This is a genomic window from Stenotrophomonas indicatrix (assembly GCF_050573115.1).
Taxonomy (GTDB): domain Bacteria; phylum Pseudomonadota; class Gammaproteobacteria; order Xanthomonadales; family Xanthomonadaceae; genus Stenotrophomonas; species Stenotrophomonas lactitubi_A.
On record NZ_JBNYZT010000002.1, the window covers coordinates 38,009 to 52,824 of the forward strand.

General features: G+C 66.5%; 13 protein-coding genes. 11 read left to right on the forward strand and 2 right to left on the reverse strand.

Going from position 1 to position 14,816, the window contains the following annotated elements:
• The first annotated feature begins 23 nt into the window (after positions 1 to 23).
• The 4 genes from ACQ5SA_RS06040 (at position 24) to ACQ5SA_RS06055 (ending at position 3,093) form a co-directional block, all read left to right on the forward strand.
• Complete coding sequence (locus tag ACQ5SA_RS06040) at positions 24 to 1,115, forward strand: OmpA family protein (RefSeq protein WP_230112734.1); 1,092 nt, start codon at positions 24 to 26, stop codon at positions 1,113 to 1,115.
• 217 nt (positions 1,116 to 1,332) lie between these two features.
• On the forward strand, positions 1,333 to 1,839 hold the full coding sequence (locus tag ACQ5SA_RS06045) for a hypothetical protein (RefSeq protein WP_049467667.1): 507 nt from the start codon (positions 1,333 to 1,335) through the stop codon (positions 1,837 to 1,839).
• Positions 1,840 to 1,859: 20 nt separating this feature from the next.
• On the forward strand, positions 1,860 to 2,669 hold the full coding sequence (locus tag ACQ5SA_RS06050; RefSeq protein ID WP_499313430.1) for a pseudouridine synthase: 810 nt from the start codon (positions 1,860 to 1,862) through the stop codon (positions 2,667 to 2,669).
• A gap of 85 nt (positions 2,670 to 2,754) precedes the next feature.
• Positions 2,755 to 3,093, forward strand: a complete 339-nt coding sequence (locus ACQ5SA_RS06055; protein WP_025878095.1) for a hypothetical protein — start codon at positions 2,755 to 2,757, stop codon at positions 3,091 to 3,093.
• 127 nt (positions 3,094 to 3,220) lie between these two features.
• Here the strand turns inward: ACQ5SA_RS06055 and kbl are convergent, their stop codons facing one another.
• Entirely contained in the window at positions 3,221 to 4,426 is a 1,206-nt protein-coding gene (gene kbl / locus ACQ5SA_RS06060; RefSeq protein WP_499313434.1) for a glycine C-acetyltransferase, read from the reverse strand.
• A 210-nt stretch (positions 4,427 to 4,636) separates the two neighbouring features.
• On the opposite strand from kbl, the gene ACQ5SA_RS06065 reads away from it, so the two are divergent.
• On the forward strand, positions 4,637 to 5,329 hold the full coding sequence (locus tag ACQ5SA_RS06065) for a TorF family putative porin (RefSeq protein ID WP_482997133.1): 693 nt from the start codon (positions 4,637 to 4,639) through the stop codon (positions 5,327 to 5,329).
• Between the two features lie 196 nt (positions 5,330 to 5,525).
• On the opposite strand, the gene tdh is transcribed toward ACQ5SA_RS06065, so the two are convergent.
• The gene (gene tdh / locus ACQ5SA_RS06070; protein ID WP_032952044.1) at positions 5,526 to 6,548 is read right to left on the reverse strand and encodes an L-threonine 3-dehydrogenase; all 1,023 of its coding nucleotides are present in this window, start codon (positions 6,546 to 6,548) and stop codon (positions 5,526 to 5,528) included.
• Between the two features lie 512 nt (positions 6,549 to 7,060).
• Here tdh and ACQ5SA_RS06075 point away from each other — a divergent pair.
• From ACQ5SA_RS06075 to purF, 6 genes are all read left to right on the forward strand, one after another.
• Positions 7,061 to 9,223 (forward strand): S46 family peptidase, encoded by a 2,163-nt coding sequence (locus tag ACQ5SA_RS06075; protein WP_499313436.1) that lies wholly within the window; start codon positions 7,061 to 7,063, stop codon positions 9,221 to 9,223.
• Between the two features lie 189 nt (positions 9,224 to 9,412).
• Positions 9,413 to 10,057: a histidine phosphatase family protein gene (locus tag ACQ5SA_RS06080; RefSeq protein ID WP_499313439.1), complete on the forward strand. Its 645-nt coding sequence runs from the start codon at positions 9,413 to 9,415 to the stop codon at positions 10,055 to 10,057.
• 42 nt (positions 10,058 to 10,099) lie between these two features.
• Entirely contained in the window at positions 10,100 to 11,371 is a 1,272-nt protein-coding gene (folC, locus tag ACQ5SA_RS06085; RefSeq protein ID WP_499313443.1) for a bifunctional tetrahydrofolate synthase/dihydrofolate synthase, read from the forward strand.
• A gap of 81 nt (positions 11,372 to 11,452) precedes the next feature.
• Positions 11,453 to 12,490 (forward strand): SPOR domain-containing protein, encoded by a 1,038-nt coding sequence (locus tag ACQ5SA_RS06090; RefSeq protein WP_499313447.1) that lies wholly within the window; start codon positions 11,453 to 11,455, stop codon positions 12,488 to 12,490.
• Between the two features lie 46 nt (positions 12,491 to 12,536).
• Entirely contained in the window at positions 12,537 to 13,316 is a 780-nt protein-coding gene (locus ACQ5SA_RS06095; RefSeq protein ID WP_230112740.1) for a CvpA family protein, read from the forward strand.
• 30 nt (positions 13,317 to 13,346) lie between these two features.
• A complete protein-coding gene (gene purF, locus ACQ5SA_RS06100; protein ID WP_499313451.1) occupies positions 13,347 to 14,813 on the forward strand; it encodes an amidophosphoribosyltransferase in 1,467 nt (488 codons plus the stop codon).
• The last annotated feature ends 3 nt before the right edge of the window (positions 14,814 to 14,816 follow it).

Below are 14,816 nucleotides of genomic sequence, written 5' to 3' on the forward strand. Positions count from 1 at the left end.
CCCCGAAATAGGAGCTGTACTCAATGAACAAGAAGATCCTTACTGCCGCGCTGCTGGGCGGTCTGGCTTTCGCCCAGGCTGCGTCGGCGCAGGAGTTCGATGACCGCTGGTACCTGACCGGTTCGGCCGGCTTCAACTTCCAGGATAACGACCGTCTGACCAACGACGCTCCGTTCGTGACCCTGGGTCTGGGCAAGTTCATCAGCCCGAACTGGTCGCTGGATGGTGAGCTGAACTACCAGAACCCGAACTTCGACGCCAACCAGGATCAGAACTGGTCGCAGTACGGCGTGTCGTTCGATCTGCGTCGCCACTTCATCAAGGAAGGCCGCGGCTGGAACCCCTACATCGTGGGCGGCCTGGGCTACCAGAAGTCGGAAGAAGAGTACCCGGCTCTGAACACCAACGGTCCGCGTGAGCGCAAGGACGGCAACCTGGCTGCCAAGCTCGGCGTCGGCCTGCAGACCACCTTCGACAAGCGCGTTGCTGTCCGCGCCGAAGTGGCCTACCGCGCTGACTTCGACGACCAGAGCATCGCCGCGCGCGACGAAAGCTGGTTCGGCGACGTGCTGGCTTCGGTCGGCGTCGTGATCCCGCTGGGCCCGGCCCCGGTGGCTGCTGTTCCGGCACCGGCTCCGGTTGCCCCGAGCTGCGCCGACCTGGATGACGACGGTGACGGCGTCAACAACTGCGACGACAAGTGCCCGAACTCGCAGCCGGGTCAGACCATCGGTCCGGACGGTTGCCCGGTGCCGGTCTCGATCGACCTGAAGGGCGTGAACTTCGACTTCGACAAGTCGAACCTGCGTCCGGACGCTGTGGCCATCCTGAGCGAAGCCACCGAGATCCTGAAGCGTTACCCGGATCTGCGCGTTGAAGTCGCCGGTCACACCGACTCGAAGGGTACCGACGCTTACAACCAGAAGCTGTCGGAGCGCCGCGCCACCGCGGTGTACAACTACCTGACCAAGAACGGCGTCGACGCTGGCCGTCTGGCCGGTCCGATCGGCTACGGCGAGAGCCGTCCGATTGCACCGAACACCAACCCGGATGGTTCGGACAATCCGGAAGGTCGCGCCAAGAACCGTCGTACCGAGCTGAACGTCCAGAACTAAGTTCTGACGCTCTGCCAGTAAGACACAGCAGGACCCGGCTTCGGCCGGGTCTTGTTGTTTGTGCGGTCCGGAATGATGAATCAGCGCTTCAGTGGCGACCGTTCGTCGGCAATTTGCTTATGAAACCAATGAGTTGGCGTATTCATTGAAAGTGGCGCTTGAAAGATGACGCGGCATTGCTAAACTCGCCGCGTCACTTCCTTTCGTGGATGCCCTCATGCTGCGCTCTGCATCGGCTGCCGTTCTGGCGCTGGCCCTGGTTCCTGCTGCTCACGCTGCGGTCGATTGCTCGGTCAACACCAGCGCTTCGCCGCTGCCGTTGCCGGCCACGGCCGTCGCCCCGGTGGCCGACGAGCTTTATATCCGCAGCAGCCAGTTGGGCATGGCCAGCGGCGTGCTGGGCAGCAGCTACGATCCGTCGCAGTCGCTGGACCAGGTGCTGCAGCGGTTGCGCATCGATGGCTGCCAGAACATCGCCAAGGCGATTCCGAGTGCGCCGGCGGTGAAGCCGAATGATCCTGCCGCGTACAAGCCGCAGACCGAGTTCGACAACACGCCGTGGCGCTTCGACATGAGCCAGAACGGCAAGCGTATGACCGCCGAAGAGTTTGACGCCTGGATGAAGGCGCGCGGCGTGCGCGTGGTCAAGGCACGTCCGGTTCCGGCTGCTACCCCGGCCGCAGCCGAAGTACCGGCTGAGACCAAGCCGGTCGACAAGAAGTAAGCGCGGCGGGGAGCAGAGGCTTGCGCACGCGCCGCCCACCTGCTGCCCCCGCTGCCCGCTCCCACGCTACGCGTGGGCGTGCGAATCCCCCTGCGGTTTCCGCTGGCGTGCGCCATGGCTTGGCGCGCGTGCTGTCCAAGGCCGGCATGTGCTCGCGCAGCGAGGCCGCGCGCTGGATTGCAGATGGCCGCGTCCGCGTCGCCGGGCGCATCGTCCGTGATCCGGAATTCCCGATTGCCAGCCCGGCGCCGCCGATCGAGGTCGACGGCCAGCCGATGGGCGCACCACAGCGCCTGTACCTGATGCTCAACAAGCCGCGCGGGGTGGTCACCACCGTGCAGGACGAGCGTGGCCGCGACACCGTGTACCGCTGCTTCGATGGCGCCGGCCTGCCGTGGATCGCGCCGGTCGGTCGCCTGGACAAAGCCAGTGAAGGCCTGTTGCTGTTCAGCAACGATCCGCAGTGGGCCGCACGCCTGACCGATCCGGAGACCGGCCCGCAGAAGACCTACCACGTGCAGGTGGATCGCCTGCCCGATGACGACACCCTGGCGGCGCTGCGCGCCGGTGTCGAAGACGAGGGTGAATTTCTCCTCGCCCTGGCCGTGCGCGTGCTGCGCAGCGGCGACAAGACCGCCTGGTTGGAGGTGGTCCTCGACGAGGGCCGCAACCGCCATATCCGTCGCCTGCTGGCGGCCTTCGACCTGCAGGTGCTGCGCCTGGTCCGCGTTGCGATCGGAGAGCTCACGCTCGGCGATCTCGGCAAGGGCCAGTGGCGGGCGCTGGAGGTCAGCGACCAGCAGCGGCTGGGGGCCGCTGCACCGGGCTGAGTGATGCCCACGGCCGGCGGTTGCCGGCCACCGTTCCAGGCGTAGGGGGCGCCTGGTTGTCGAATGTCCAGAACGGAGCCTGCCCATGTATCACCCGACCCTCAAGCAAACCCTGCGCTGCGCCAGCCTGTTGTTGCCGATCGTGCTGTTGACCGCGTGTGGCGGCCACAAGAAAACGGCCAAGGCCGATCGGCCGGCCGAGACCCCGGTGGTTGAAGTAAAGACCCCGGAACTGGATGGCCGCGGCAGCTATCGCTTCATGATGAGCAACGGCGACCAGAAGATGACCGCCGACCAGTTCGATGCCTGGATGAAAGCCAATGGCATCCGCGTTGCCAAGGGCAATGGGCAGGATGCTGCCGCCAAGCCGGTGGTGGTCGCCAGCAAGGACGAGCCCAAGGACAAGAAGAAAAAGAAGAAGTAGCGCCGGGTAGGTGCCGACCTGGGTCGGCACGTCATCAGACTCCGGTAGGTGCCGACCTTGGTCGGCACGCTTTGGCCTGAAGGGTCAGAGCCCTTTCCGCAGGAAAAGGATCCGACCCCGCCGATGATCAGCCCTTGATCACGCCCAGCTCGACGCCGATGCGGGTGAACGCATCGATCGCGCGGTCCAGATGCTCGCGGCTGTGCGCGGCGCTGATCTGGGTGCGGATGCGCGCCTGACCCTTCGGTACCACCGGGAAGAAGAAGCCGATCGCATAGATGCCCTCTTCCAGCAGGCGCTCGGCGAACTTCTGCGCCAGCGGTGCGTCGTACAGCATCACCGGGCTGATCGGGTGCACGCCGGGCTTCACGTCGAAACCCGCGGCGGTCATCTTCTCGCGGAAGTAGCGGGTGTTCTCGGCCAGGGTGCTGCGCAGGTCATCGGCCGCAGCCAGCATCTCGAACGCCTTGATGCCGGCGGCGACCACGTGCGGCGGCAGCGAGTTGGAGAACAGGTACGGCCGCGAACGCTGGCGTAGCAGCTCGATCACTTCGGCGCTGGCGCAGGTGAAGCCACCCAGTGCGCCGCCCATGGCCTTGCCCAGGGTGCCGGTGATGATGTCGATCTTCTCCAGCACGCCCTTGACCTCGGCCGAGCCGCGGCCCGTCGCGCCGAGGAAGCCGGTGGCATGGCATTCGTCGATGTGCACCAGCGCGTTGTACTTCTTCGCCAGCGCAGTGATCTCGTCCAGCGGCGCGATGAAACCGTCCATCGAGAACACGCCGTCGGTGGTGATCAGCTTGGTCTTGCAGCCGGCGGCATCGGCGGCCTGCAGCTGGGCTTCCAGGTCGGCCATGTCGCAGTTGGCGTAGCGGAAGCGCTTGGCCTTGCACAGGCGCACGCCGTCGATGATCGAAGCATGGTTCAGCGCATCGGAGATGATTGCGTCGTTCTCGCCCAGCAGCGGCTCGAACAGGCCGCCGTTGGCATCGAAGCAGGCCGCGTACAAGATCGTGTCCTGCTTGCCGAAGAAGCCGGCGATCTGTGCCTCCAGCTGCTTGTGCAGGTCCTGGGTGCCGCAGATGAAGCGTACCGAGGCCATGCCGAAACCATGGCTGTCCAGCGCGTCCTTCGCGGCCTGGATCAGGTCCGGATGGTCGGCCAGGCCGAGATAGTTGTTGGCGCAGAAATTCAGCACCTTGCGGCCGTCTTCGAGGGTGATCTCGGCGGACTGCGGGCTGGTGATGATCCGCTCGGACTTGAACAGGCCCTGGGCGCGGATGGCGTCCAGTTCCTCAGCATAGTGGCGGGTCAGGGCGGAGGAGTCGGTCATGGCGTGGGCACGGCTCAGCACGGGAAACCACTGATTCTACCGGGCATCGACGGCTGCGGACCGGGGCGTAGGGGGCACCGCCATGGCCGGCACATGTTGCATCGCAATAGCAAACGGGTTAAAAATTCGTGAACCGGGGCTGTCTGGCTCCGGTCGCTGCGCCCGCTGCAGATCCCGCCTTCCACGCCACCGACCCCACCGGAGACGCCCATGAAGCACGCCCGTGCCTGCCTCGCCATTGCCGCCGCCCTGACCCTCGCGCCGTTCGCCGCCAGCGCCCAGGACAACGAATCTCCGTACAGCTGGAACGTCACCGCCGTCTCGGACTACCTGTTCCGTGGTGTGTCGCAGACCGATGAGGATCCGACCCTGCAGGCCGGCTTCACCTACACCAGCCCGGTCGGCCTGTATGCCGGCGTCTGGGGCTCGGGCGTCGACTTCGGCGCAGGCGATCCGAAGACCGAGGTCGACTACCTGATCGGCTACGGCGTGGACGTGACCGAGCGCGTCAACTTCGACGTGCTGTTGAACCGTTACACCTACCTCAAGTCCAGCCACCAGAACTACAACGAGCTGATCACCACCACCACGCTGGACGACACCTACAAGCTGACGGTGGCCTACAGCAACGATGTGTGGAACAGCAGCACCGATGGCTGGTACTTCGGCCTGGGTGGCAGCTGGGGCCTGCCGAAGGACTTCAAGCTCAATGCCAACGTCGGCCGCAGCACCTTCGAGGACGGTATCGCCAAGGACTACACGGACTGGAACGTCGGCGTCGCCCGCCAGTTCGGCCTGTTCAATGTCGGCCTGGGTTACTACGGCACCGACGGCAATGGCCGCGACAACTCCGGCAAGCTGGCGCACAGCCGGGTGATGCTGAGCGTCGCCGTCGGAAAGTAACGTCGCAGGCGTTACGGTAGTGCCGGCCGCTGGCCGGCAACCCCAAAGAAAAAGGCGCCCAATGGGCGCCTTTTTCAATTCCTGCCGCGTTCCTGACCCCGGCTGGGTGAGAGCCCCCTTGTTGTTCAAGGGGGCGCGCCGCAGGCGCGGGGATAAGGAAACCTGCGCGGATTCAACGTGGCGAAGCCACGATGAATCAATTCCAGCTGAGGACGACCTTGCCGGCCTTGCCTTCTTCCATCAGGTCGAAGCCCTTCTGGAAGTCGTCGATCGGCAGCTGGTGGGTCATCACCTTGCCGAGCGGGAAGCCGGACAGCACCAGCTGGGTCATCTTGTACCAGGTCTCGTACATCTTGCGGCCGTAGATGCCCTGCACGGTCAGACCCTTGAAGATGATCTTGTCCCAGTCGCAGCCGGCGCCCTTGGGCATGATGCCGAGCATGGCGATCTTGCCGCCGTGGTACATGCAGTCGAGCATGTCGTTGAACGCGCGCGGATTGCCGCTCATTTCCAGGCCCACGTCGAAGCCCTCCATGTGCAGTTCCTTCATCACGTCCTTCAGCGACGTGTTGGCGACGTTGACCACGCGGGTGGCGCCCATGTCGGCGGCCAGCTTCAGGCGGAAGTCGTTGACGTCGGTCACCACCACGTTGCGTGCACCGATGTGCTTGCAGATGCCCGCCGCGATGATGCCGATCGGGCCGGCGCCGGTGATCAGCACGTCTTCGCCGATGACGTTGAATTCCAGCGCGCAGTGCGCGGCATTGCCGTACGGGTCGAAGAAGGCGGCCAGTTCGGACGGGATCTGGTCGGGGATCGGCCACAGGTTGCTGGCCGGCATCACCATGTATTCGGCGAACGCGCCGTTGACGTTGACGCCGATACCGACGGTGTTCGGGCACAGGTGCGGACGACCGCCGCGGCAGTTGCGGCAGTGGCCGCAGACGATGTGGCCTTCGGCCGAGACGCGCTGGCCGATCTCGTAGCCGGTCACGCCCGGGCCGATCTCTGCGATGCGCCCAACGAACTCATGGCCGATGGTCAGGCCCGGCTTGATCGTGCGCTGGCTCCATTCGTCCCACAGGTAGATGTGCAGGTCGGTGCCGCAGATCGCGGTCTTTTCCAGCTTGATCAGGACCTGGTTGGGGCCCGGGGTCGGCACCGGCACCTCTTCCATCCAGATGCCCTTGGCCGCTTCGCGCTTGACCAGGGCCTTCATCGTTTGCTGCGCCATCGGGGTGGAACTCATCAGGGGGAAAGCGCGGATTATAGGGCGCCACGCGGATTTCCCATGTTGCGCTGCGGGTGCATTGGTGGAACGAAAGCTGTGCGCAGGGGGGCGTTTCGAACGGTGCCGCGCAGTGACGCCGCTGCGCTCGCCGGGCATGGCCCGGCGCTACCGTCCGAGGCCAGGGGATTGTGGGGAGGCTGGAGGCCAGGCCGATGCAGGACCGTGAGCGCCATGGATGGCGCGACCGAGCCCCCATGGGTGAGGGCGCTTTGCTTGCGAAGCACTGCTTCGCAAGCGCCCGAACGCACAGCCGCCAGCGGCTGGGCCGGGCCGCGGAGCGGGGTTTACGGCGTGTCCTGCATCAGCCTGGCCTCCCGTCTCGGTCCCGATCGCAATGGAGACGCTGAACGGCGAAAGCACTCGAGTGCATGACTTCCGGGGTTCGGGCCGGGGCAGGGCGGCGGGCTACAATCGAGAGTTCCACTACCAGGGGCCGCTCCATGCGCTCGAACCTGCTTGCATTCTCCGTCGTCGCCAGCCTTGGGCTGGTCCAGGTCGCCCATGCCGCTGAAGGCATGTGGGTGCCGCAGCAGCTGCCGGAAATCGCCGGCCCGCTGCAGAAGGCCGGCCTCAAGCTGTCCCCGGAACAGCTGGCCAACCTGACCGGCGACCCGATGGGCGCCGTGGTCGCGCTGGGCGGCTGCACCGCCAGCTTCGTGTCCCCGCAGGGCCTGGTGGTCACCAACCACCATTGCGCCTACGGTGCGATCCAGCTGAACTCGACCGCACAGAAGAACCTGATCAAGGACGGCTTCAACGCGCCCAAGCACAGCGACGAACTGAGTGCCGGCCCGAATGCCCGCGTGTTCGTGCTCGACCAGATCACCGACGTCACCGCCCAAGCCAAGGCCGCCATCGCTGGCGCCGGCAAGGACCCGCTGGCCCGCAGCCGCGCGCTGGATGCCTTCGACAAGGCCCAGGTTGCCGCCTGTGAAGCCGATGCCGGCTTCCGCTGCCGTCTGTACAGCTTCTCCGGCGGCAACACCTACCGCCTGTTCCGCAACCTGGAAATCAAGGACGTGCGCCTGGTCTATGCACCTCCGGGCAGCGTCGGCAAGTTCGGCGGCGATGTCGACAACTGGATGTGGCCGCGCCACACCGGTGATTTCTCGTTCTACCGTGCCTACGTCGGCAAGGACGGCAAGCCGGCGGCGTTCTCGGCCGACAACGTGCCGTACCAGCCCAAGCACTTCCTGAAATTCGCCGATACGCCGCTGGGCGCCGACGACTTCGTGATGGTGGCCGGCTACCCGGGCCGCACCAACCGTTACGCGCTGGCCGGTGAGTTCAACGAGACTGCCAGCTTCACCTACCCGACCATTGCCCGCCATTACAACGCGGTGCTGAAGATGATTGCCGACGCTGGCAAGGCCGACGCCGACGTCAAGGTGAAGTACGCCGCCACCGCCGCCAGCATGAACAACGTGGCCAAGAACTACCTGGGCCAGCTGGAAGGCTTCAAGCGCATCGATGCCGCCGGCCAGAAGCAGGCCGAAGAAGCGGCGGTGCTGGCCTGGCTGAAGAAGCAGGGCGCTGCCGGCAAGCCGGCACTGGCTGCGCACGCGCAGCTGCTGCAGCACCTGGATACCAGCAAGTCCACGCGCGAGCGCGACCTGTTCGTTGGCCAGTTCAACAACACCTCGGCCGTCGGCGCGGCAATCACCCTGTATCGCCTGTCGATCGAGCGCAGCAAGCCCGATGCCGAGCGCGAAGCCGGTTACCAGGACCGCGACCTGACCACCATCGAAGGCAGCCTGAAGCAGATGGATCGCCGCTACGTGGCGAAGATGGACCAGCAGCTGCAGACCTACTGGCTCGACCAGTACGTGGCACTGCCGGCCGCGCAGCGCGACAACGAAGTGCTGAACAAGTGGCTGGCCGGCAGCGATGCCGCTGCGGTGAAGTCGCTGGTGAGCAAGCTGGGCGGCACCGAACTGGGCAGCCTGGACAACCGCCTGAAGTGGTTCAAGGCCGACCGCGCTGCCTTCGAAGCCAGCAATGATCCGACCATCCAGTACGCGGTGGCCGTCATGCCGGCGCTGCTGAAGCAGGAAGAGCAGAAGAAGATCCGCGAAGGCGAATCGCTGACCGCACGTCCGCTGTACCTGCAGGCCGTGGCCGACTACAAGAAGAGCCAGGGCGAGTTCGTGTATCCCGATGCCAACCTGTCGCTGCGCATCACCTTCGGCAACGTCATGGGCTATGGCAAGGACGGCGTGAAGTACACCCCGTTCACCACCCTGGAAGGTGTTGCGGCGAAGGAAACCGGTGAAGATCCGTTCGACTCGCCGAAGGCGCTGCTGGATGCGGTCAAGGCCAAGCGCTATGGCGGCCTGGAAGACAAGCGGATCGGTTCGGTGCCGGTGAACTTCCTGTCCAACCTGGACATCACCGGTGGCAACTCCGGTTCGCCGGTGCTCGATGCCAACGGCAAGCTGGTTGGCCTGGCCTTCGACGGCAACTGGGAATCGGTCAGCTCCAACTGGGTGTTCGACCCGGTGATGACCCGCATGATCGCCGTCGACAGCCGCTACATGCAGTGGATCATGCAGGAGGTGGCGCCGGCGCCGCAGCTGCTGAAGGAACTGAACCTGGCGAGATAAGGTAGTGCCGGCCGCTGGCCGGCAACCTCGACCAACCCGCCGGAAATGCTGAAACCCCGCGACGTCTGTCGCGGGGTTTTTTCATGCCCCGACCGGCCCAGTCCGCCGAACGGGTATCATCCCTGTTCCGCGTACTTCACAGGATGTGAACACTGCGCCGGAACTCCTCCCCCAGGACCCCTTGTTCGCATGCGCATCCTGCTTGCCCGTCACGGCGAAACGCCGTGGAACGCCGAAGGCCGCTACCAAGGCCAGATCGACATCCCGCTTTCGCCCATCGGTGAAGCCCAGGCTCAGGCGCTTGGCGCCCGCCTGGCGTCGGTGGACATCACCCGTGCAGTGGCCTCGCCGCTGTCGCGCGCCCAGCGCACCGCACAGCTGGCCCTTGGCGCTGCACGCGCCGACATGCTGCTGACCGAGCCGGAGCTGCAGGAAATCGCCCACGGTGAGTGGGAAGGTCTGCTGGCCAGCGAAATCAACGAGAAAGACCCGTCGCGCCTGCAGGCCTGGCGCGACGAGCCCGATACCGTGCTGATGCCCGGTGGCGAATCGCTGCGCCTGGTGCTGGAGCGCAGCTGGCGTGGCCTGGCGCGTGCCGCCGAAGGCCTGGGCGAGCACGACACCCTGCTGGTGGTCGCCCACGATGCGGTCAACCGCGTGATCCTGTGCCGCATCCTCGGCCTGCCGCTGTCGCGCCTGTGGACCTTCCGCCAGGCACCGACCACCCTCAACCTGCTTGAAGGCCCCGATCTGGACAACCTGGAAGTGGTGCGCCTGAACGACTGCGCGCACCACACGCCGTTCTTCGGTGAAGCCAAGCACCGCGCCCTCTGAATTTCCTGTCCTGAACCACCTGTACCTGTTGGAAGCCTTGCCGTGAAGAACACCCCGACCACTCTGGCCGATTGGCTGGATTACATTGAACGCCAGCACCCGGCCACCATCGACATGGGACTGGAGCGCGTGCGCACCGTGGCCACCGCGATGGGCCTGAGCACGCCGGCCAGGCACACCATCGTGGTCGGTGGTACCAACGGCAAGGGGTCCACCGTCGCCTTCATCGAAGCCATCGCGCGCGCTGCGGGCTGGAAGGTCGGTGCGTACACCTCACCGCACCTGCTGCGCTACAACGAGCGTGTGCGCATCGATGGCCAGGATGCCGCCGACGCCGCACTGGTCGCTGCGTTCAACACGGTCGAGGCAGCGCGCGGTGATGTGACGCTGACCTATTTCGAGTACGGAACGCTCGCCGCGCTGCAGTTGTTCGCCGATGCCGATCTCGATCTGGCCGTGCTCGAAGTCGGCCTTGGCGGCCGCCTGGATGCGGTCAACATCGTCGACGCCGACGTGTCGGTGATCACCACCGTGGACATCGATCACGCCGAATGGCTGGGCGAGGACCGCGAGGCCATCGGTGCCGAGAAGGCCGGCATCATCCGCGGCTGGAAGCCGGTGATCCTGGGCGAGACCGATCCGCCGTCGAGCGTGCTGGCGCGCGCCTACCTGGTAGGTGCCAATGCGATCCGCGGTGGCAGCGACTATTTCTACGAACCGATCGACGCGCAGCGTTGGCGTTGGCGCGATGTCGGCACCCGCCTGGAGCTGCCGACCCCGGCACTTGCCGGGCCGATCCAACTGGCCAACGCCGGTGCGGCGATCGCTGCGCTGCGTGCGCTGGACAAGCCGGTGCCGCGCGCGGCATGGGCCGCAGGCGTGGCCGCGGCGCGCATCGCCGGGCGCCTGCAGGCGTTCGAGCGCGATGGCGTGCAGGTTCGCGTCGATGTCGGCCACAACCCGCAGGCGGCCGCCCAGCTGGCGCGCGCGCTGAAGGCCGAGGCCGCCCCCGGGCGCACCTTGGCGGTGTACGCCGCGCTGCAGGACAAGGACGCCGTGGGCGTGGTGCAGGCCCTGCAGGACGTGGTGGGCGACTGGACCCTGGCCGGGCTGGATGGCCCGCGTGGCCAGAGTGCGGCGCAGCTGCAGGCGCGCCTGGCCGATACCGCCGCAGCCACTGCGGCGCTGGCCGATACCGTCGAACAGGCGCTGGCGCAGGTACTGGCCCGTGCCGATCGCGGCGACCGCGTACTGGTGTTCGGCTCCTTCCATACCGCTGCCGCTGCGCTGCAATGGCTGCAGGCCTCCGCCTGACCGCCGTTCAGCCATTACCGACGCCGCCCGGTCCAGCACCCGTATAATCGACCGCAACGTCCAGCCTGCCGCCTGCCCTACGTGGATACGCCCCTGAAACAGCGTCTGATTGGTGCCATCGTCCTGGTGGCCTTGGCCGTCATCTTCCTGCCGATGCTCGTCAAGGGCCCGGCCCCGGACAGCGGTGTGGCCAATGTGCCGATCGCCGCGCCCGATGCGCCGGCCGATGGCCAGTTCGAAACCCGTGAACTGCCGCTGGTCGCGCCTGCCGGTGGTGCCACCGGCTTGCAGAGCGGCCAGGCCCGTCCCGTCGAGGAGGCCGCCGCACCGGCTGCCCCGCCGACCGTGGACACGTCGCCCGCAGTGGCCGCCGGCAATTACGCGGTGACCTTCGGCGCTTACGGCAGCCAGGGTGACGCCGATGCGGTGGTCGCCTACCTGAAACGCTCGCAGCTTCCGGGCTTCATCGAGACCGCATCGATCAACGGTCGCCCGGCCTGGCGCGTACGCGTTGGACCGTATGCCGACCGCGCCCAGGCCGAAGCGGCCCGGCTGCAGGCGGTGAAGGTCCGTGCCGACGTGAAGGCAGAAGTCATCACCCTCGATGCGAAGCCCTCGACCAGCGCACCGGTGGCCAGCACGCCGACGCCCGCGCCGAGTGCCAGTACCCCCGTCGCGGCGGCTACGCCGTCGGCGACCGGCAATCCGGTGCGCAGTGAAAGCCTGCCGCCGAGCACGCCGACCGCAGCAGCACCGCCGGCTGCCAAGCCGGAACCGGCCAAGCCGGTGGTCAAGCCGGAACCGAAGCCCGAGCCCAAGCCGGAAGCGACCGCCAGCAAGCCGGCCACCCCGCCGACTACGCCGGCCGCACCGGCTGCCAGCGGAGTAGGTTTTGCCGTGCAGCTCGGCGCATTCGGCCAGGCCAACGATGCCAACGCCCTGCGCGACAAGGTCCGCGCGGCAGGCTTCAGCGCCTTCGTCGAGCAGGTGCGTACCGAAAAGGGCAGCCTGCACCGGGTCCGCGTCGGACCGGTCGCCAACCGCGCCGATGCCGAACAGTTGAAGGCGCAGGTCGCCGCCAAGGTCGGCGTGGCCGGCATGGTGCGACCGCACCCATGACCTGTACGCAGCCCCGTTGCCAGCGCCGCCGAAGGAACGGAGCGCCATGATCGACGTGGTGCTGCTGATCGTGATCGCCGCCTCCACCCTGCTCGGGTTGCTGCGCGGCTTCGTGGGCATCGTCATCGGCACCGTATCGTGGCTGGTCGCCGCCTGGGCCGCCTTCGCCTTCGGCAATGACGCCGCACGCTGGTGGTCTGCACCGGCCGCGCCCGGGGGCGAGCATTTCATCGGCGGCTACCTCAGCGTCGGCATCGGCGTGATGATCGTCGTCGCCGTGATCGGCATGGTCATCAAGGCCATCGTTCACCGCAACATGCTGGGCAGCCTGGACCGCCTGCTGGGCGGGGTCCTCGGCGCCGTGCGTGGCGGCCTCATCGCGGCCGTGCTGCTGCTGCTGGCCGGTTTCACCCCGCTCACCGCCGAACCCTCCTGGCGCGGCTCGGCGCTGCGGCCGGTGCTGAACCCGGCCGTAGGCTGGATGAACAGCAAACTGCCGCAGTGGCAGGTGCCGGGGGCCGACCTGCTGCCCAAGGCCTTGCCGATGGACGCGCTGTCCCCATCTGCATTGATGGAGCTGGGCAAGAGTGCCGGCGCCGGAGTGGGCAAGCCGGGGGCGACAGGCGATAATGGCGTACTCGGTCAGATAGTGGCGGGCAGCGGATGGCTGCGGCCTGCGAAGGCGGAACAGGGCGAGGCATATGATCCGGCCGAAGTGCGCCCGGACGCCCCAGCACTACCGGGCAGCATCGAGCCGGGCGACCCGGCCAATGTCGACCGCAGACGCGGCGACAACTCTGGCCAGGCACGGCCACCTTCCTTGTAACTGGGCACAGCCCAGCGGAGACCTCGCATCATGTGTGGCATCGTCGGAATCGTCGGCAACCAGAACGTCGCCGGGCAGTTGTATGACGGCTTGACCGTCCTCCAGCATCGCGGCCAGGACGCGGCGGGCATCGCCACGGTCAACGGCAGCCGCCTGCGGGTACAGAAGGCCACCGGCCTGGTCCGCGATGTCTTCGATGCACGCACCATGTCCACCCTGGAAGGCAGCGTCGGTATCGCCCATGTGCGTTACCCGACCGCCGGTTCGGAAGGCATGGACGAGGCACAGCCGTTCTACGTCAATTCGCCGTACGGCATCGCGCTGGCCCACAACGGCAACCTGATCAACACCGAGGATCTGCGCCAGCAGGTGTTCGAGCAGGACCGCCGCAACGTCAATACCGATTCGGACAGCGAAGTGCTGTTGAACGTGTTCGCCTACGAACTGGAACAGCAGCGCCAGCTCAGTCCGGAAGCGGCCATCCGCGCGGTGGCCGGCGTGCACCGTCGCTGCAAGGGCGGCTATGCGGTGGTCAGCGTGGTGCTGGGCCTGGGTCTGGTTGCTTTCCGCGATCCGCATGGCATCCGCCCGCTGGTGCTGGGCAAGCGCAGCCACGCCGAGGGGGACGAGTACATCGTGGCCTCCGAGTCGGCCGCACTGGACGTGCTGGGCTTCCAGCGCGTGCGTGACGTGCAGCCGGGCGAAGCGCTGGTGATCACCGCGCGCGGCGAACTGTTCTCGGAAATCTGCGCCGAGCCGGCCGAGCACACCCCGTGCATCTTCGAGTACGTGTACTTTGCGCGCCCGGATTCGATGATCGACAACGTGTCGGTGCACAAGGCGCGCATGCGCATGGGCATCAAGCTGGGCGAGAAGATCCTGCGCCTGCGCCCGGACCACGACATCGACACCATCATCCCGATCCCGGACACCTCGCGCGATGCCGCGCTGGAAATCTCCAACGTGCTCGGGGTGAAGTACCGCGAAGGCTTCATCAAGAACCGTTACATCGGCCGCACGTTCATCATGCCGGGCCAGGGCGAACGGGTGAAGTCGGTGCGTCGCAAGCTCAACCCGATCCACCTGGAGTTCCGCAACCGCGTGGTGCTGCTGGTGGACGACTCGATCGTGCGCGGCACCACCAGCCAGCAGATCGTGCAGATGGCGCGTGACGCCGGCGCGCGCAAGGTCTACCTGGCCAGCGCTGCGCCGCCGGTGCGCTACCCGAACATCTACGGCATCGACATGCCGGCTGCTGAAGAACTGGTCGCGCACAACCGCAGCATCGAGGAAATCGAAGCGCACCTGGGTTGTGATTGGCTGATCTACCAGGACATCGAAGACATGGAAGCGGCGGTGAGCGAAGGCAATCCGGCGCTGCGCAACTTCGATTCGTCGTGCTTCAACGGGCATTACCCGACGGGCATCGAGCCGGGCTACTTCGAGCGCATCCAGCAGCTGCGGTCGGACGACGCCAAGCACAAGAGCCGCGCCTGAGGT

What these genes read in the sequence shown, in the direction of transcription:
- ACQ5SA_RS06040 (WP_230112734.1), top strand. Translation starts at nt 24, where the DNA reads ATGAACAAGAAGATCCTTACTGCCGCGCTGCTGGGCGGTCTGGCTTTC.
- ACQ5SA_RS06045 (WP_049467667.1), top strand. Translation starts at nt 1,333, where the DNA reads ATGCTGCGCTCTGCATCGGCTGCCGTTCTGGCGCTGGCCCTGGTTCCT.
- ACQ5SA_RS06055 (WP_025878095.1), top strand. Translation starts at nt 2,755, where the DNA reads ATGTATCACCCGACCCTCAAGCAAACCCTGCGCTGCGCCAGCCTGTTG.
- kbl (WP_499313434.1), bottom strand. Translation starts at nt 4,426, where the DNA reads ATGACCGACTCCTCCGCCCTGACCCGCCACTATGCTGAGGAACTGGAC.
- ACQ5SA_RS06065 (WP_482997133.1), top strand. Translation starts at nt 4,637, where the DNA reads ATGAAGCACGCCCGTGCCTGCCTCGCCATTGCCGCCGCCCTGACCCTC.
- tdh (WP_032952044.1), bottom strand. Translation starts at nt 6,548, where the DNA reads ATGAAGGCCCTGGTCAAGCGCGAAGCGGCCAAGGGCATCTGGATGGAA.
- ACQ5SA_RS06075 (WP_499313436.1), top strand. Translation starts at nt 7,061, where the DNA reads ATGCGCTCGAACCTGCTTGCATTCTCCGTCGTCGCCAGCCTTGGGCTG.
- ACQ5SA_RS06080 (WP_499313439.1), top strand. Translation starts at nt 9,413, where the DNA reads ATGCGCATCCTGCTTGCCCGTCACGGCGAAACGCCGTGGAACGCCGAA.
- ACQ5SA_RS06095 (WP_230112740.1), top strand. Translation starts at nt 12,537, where the DNA reads ATGATCGACGTGGTGCTGCTGATCGTGATCGCCGCCTCCACCCTGCTC.
- purF (WP_499313451.1), top strand. Translation starts at nt 13,347, where the DNA reads ATGTGTGGCATCGTCGGAATCGTCGGCAACCAGAACGTCGCCGGGCAG.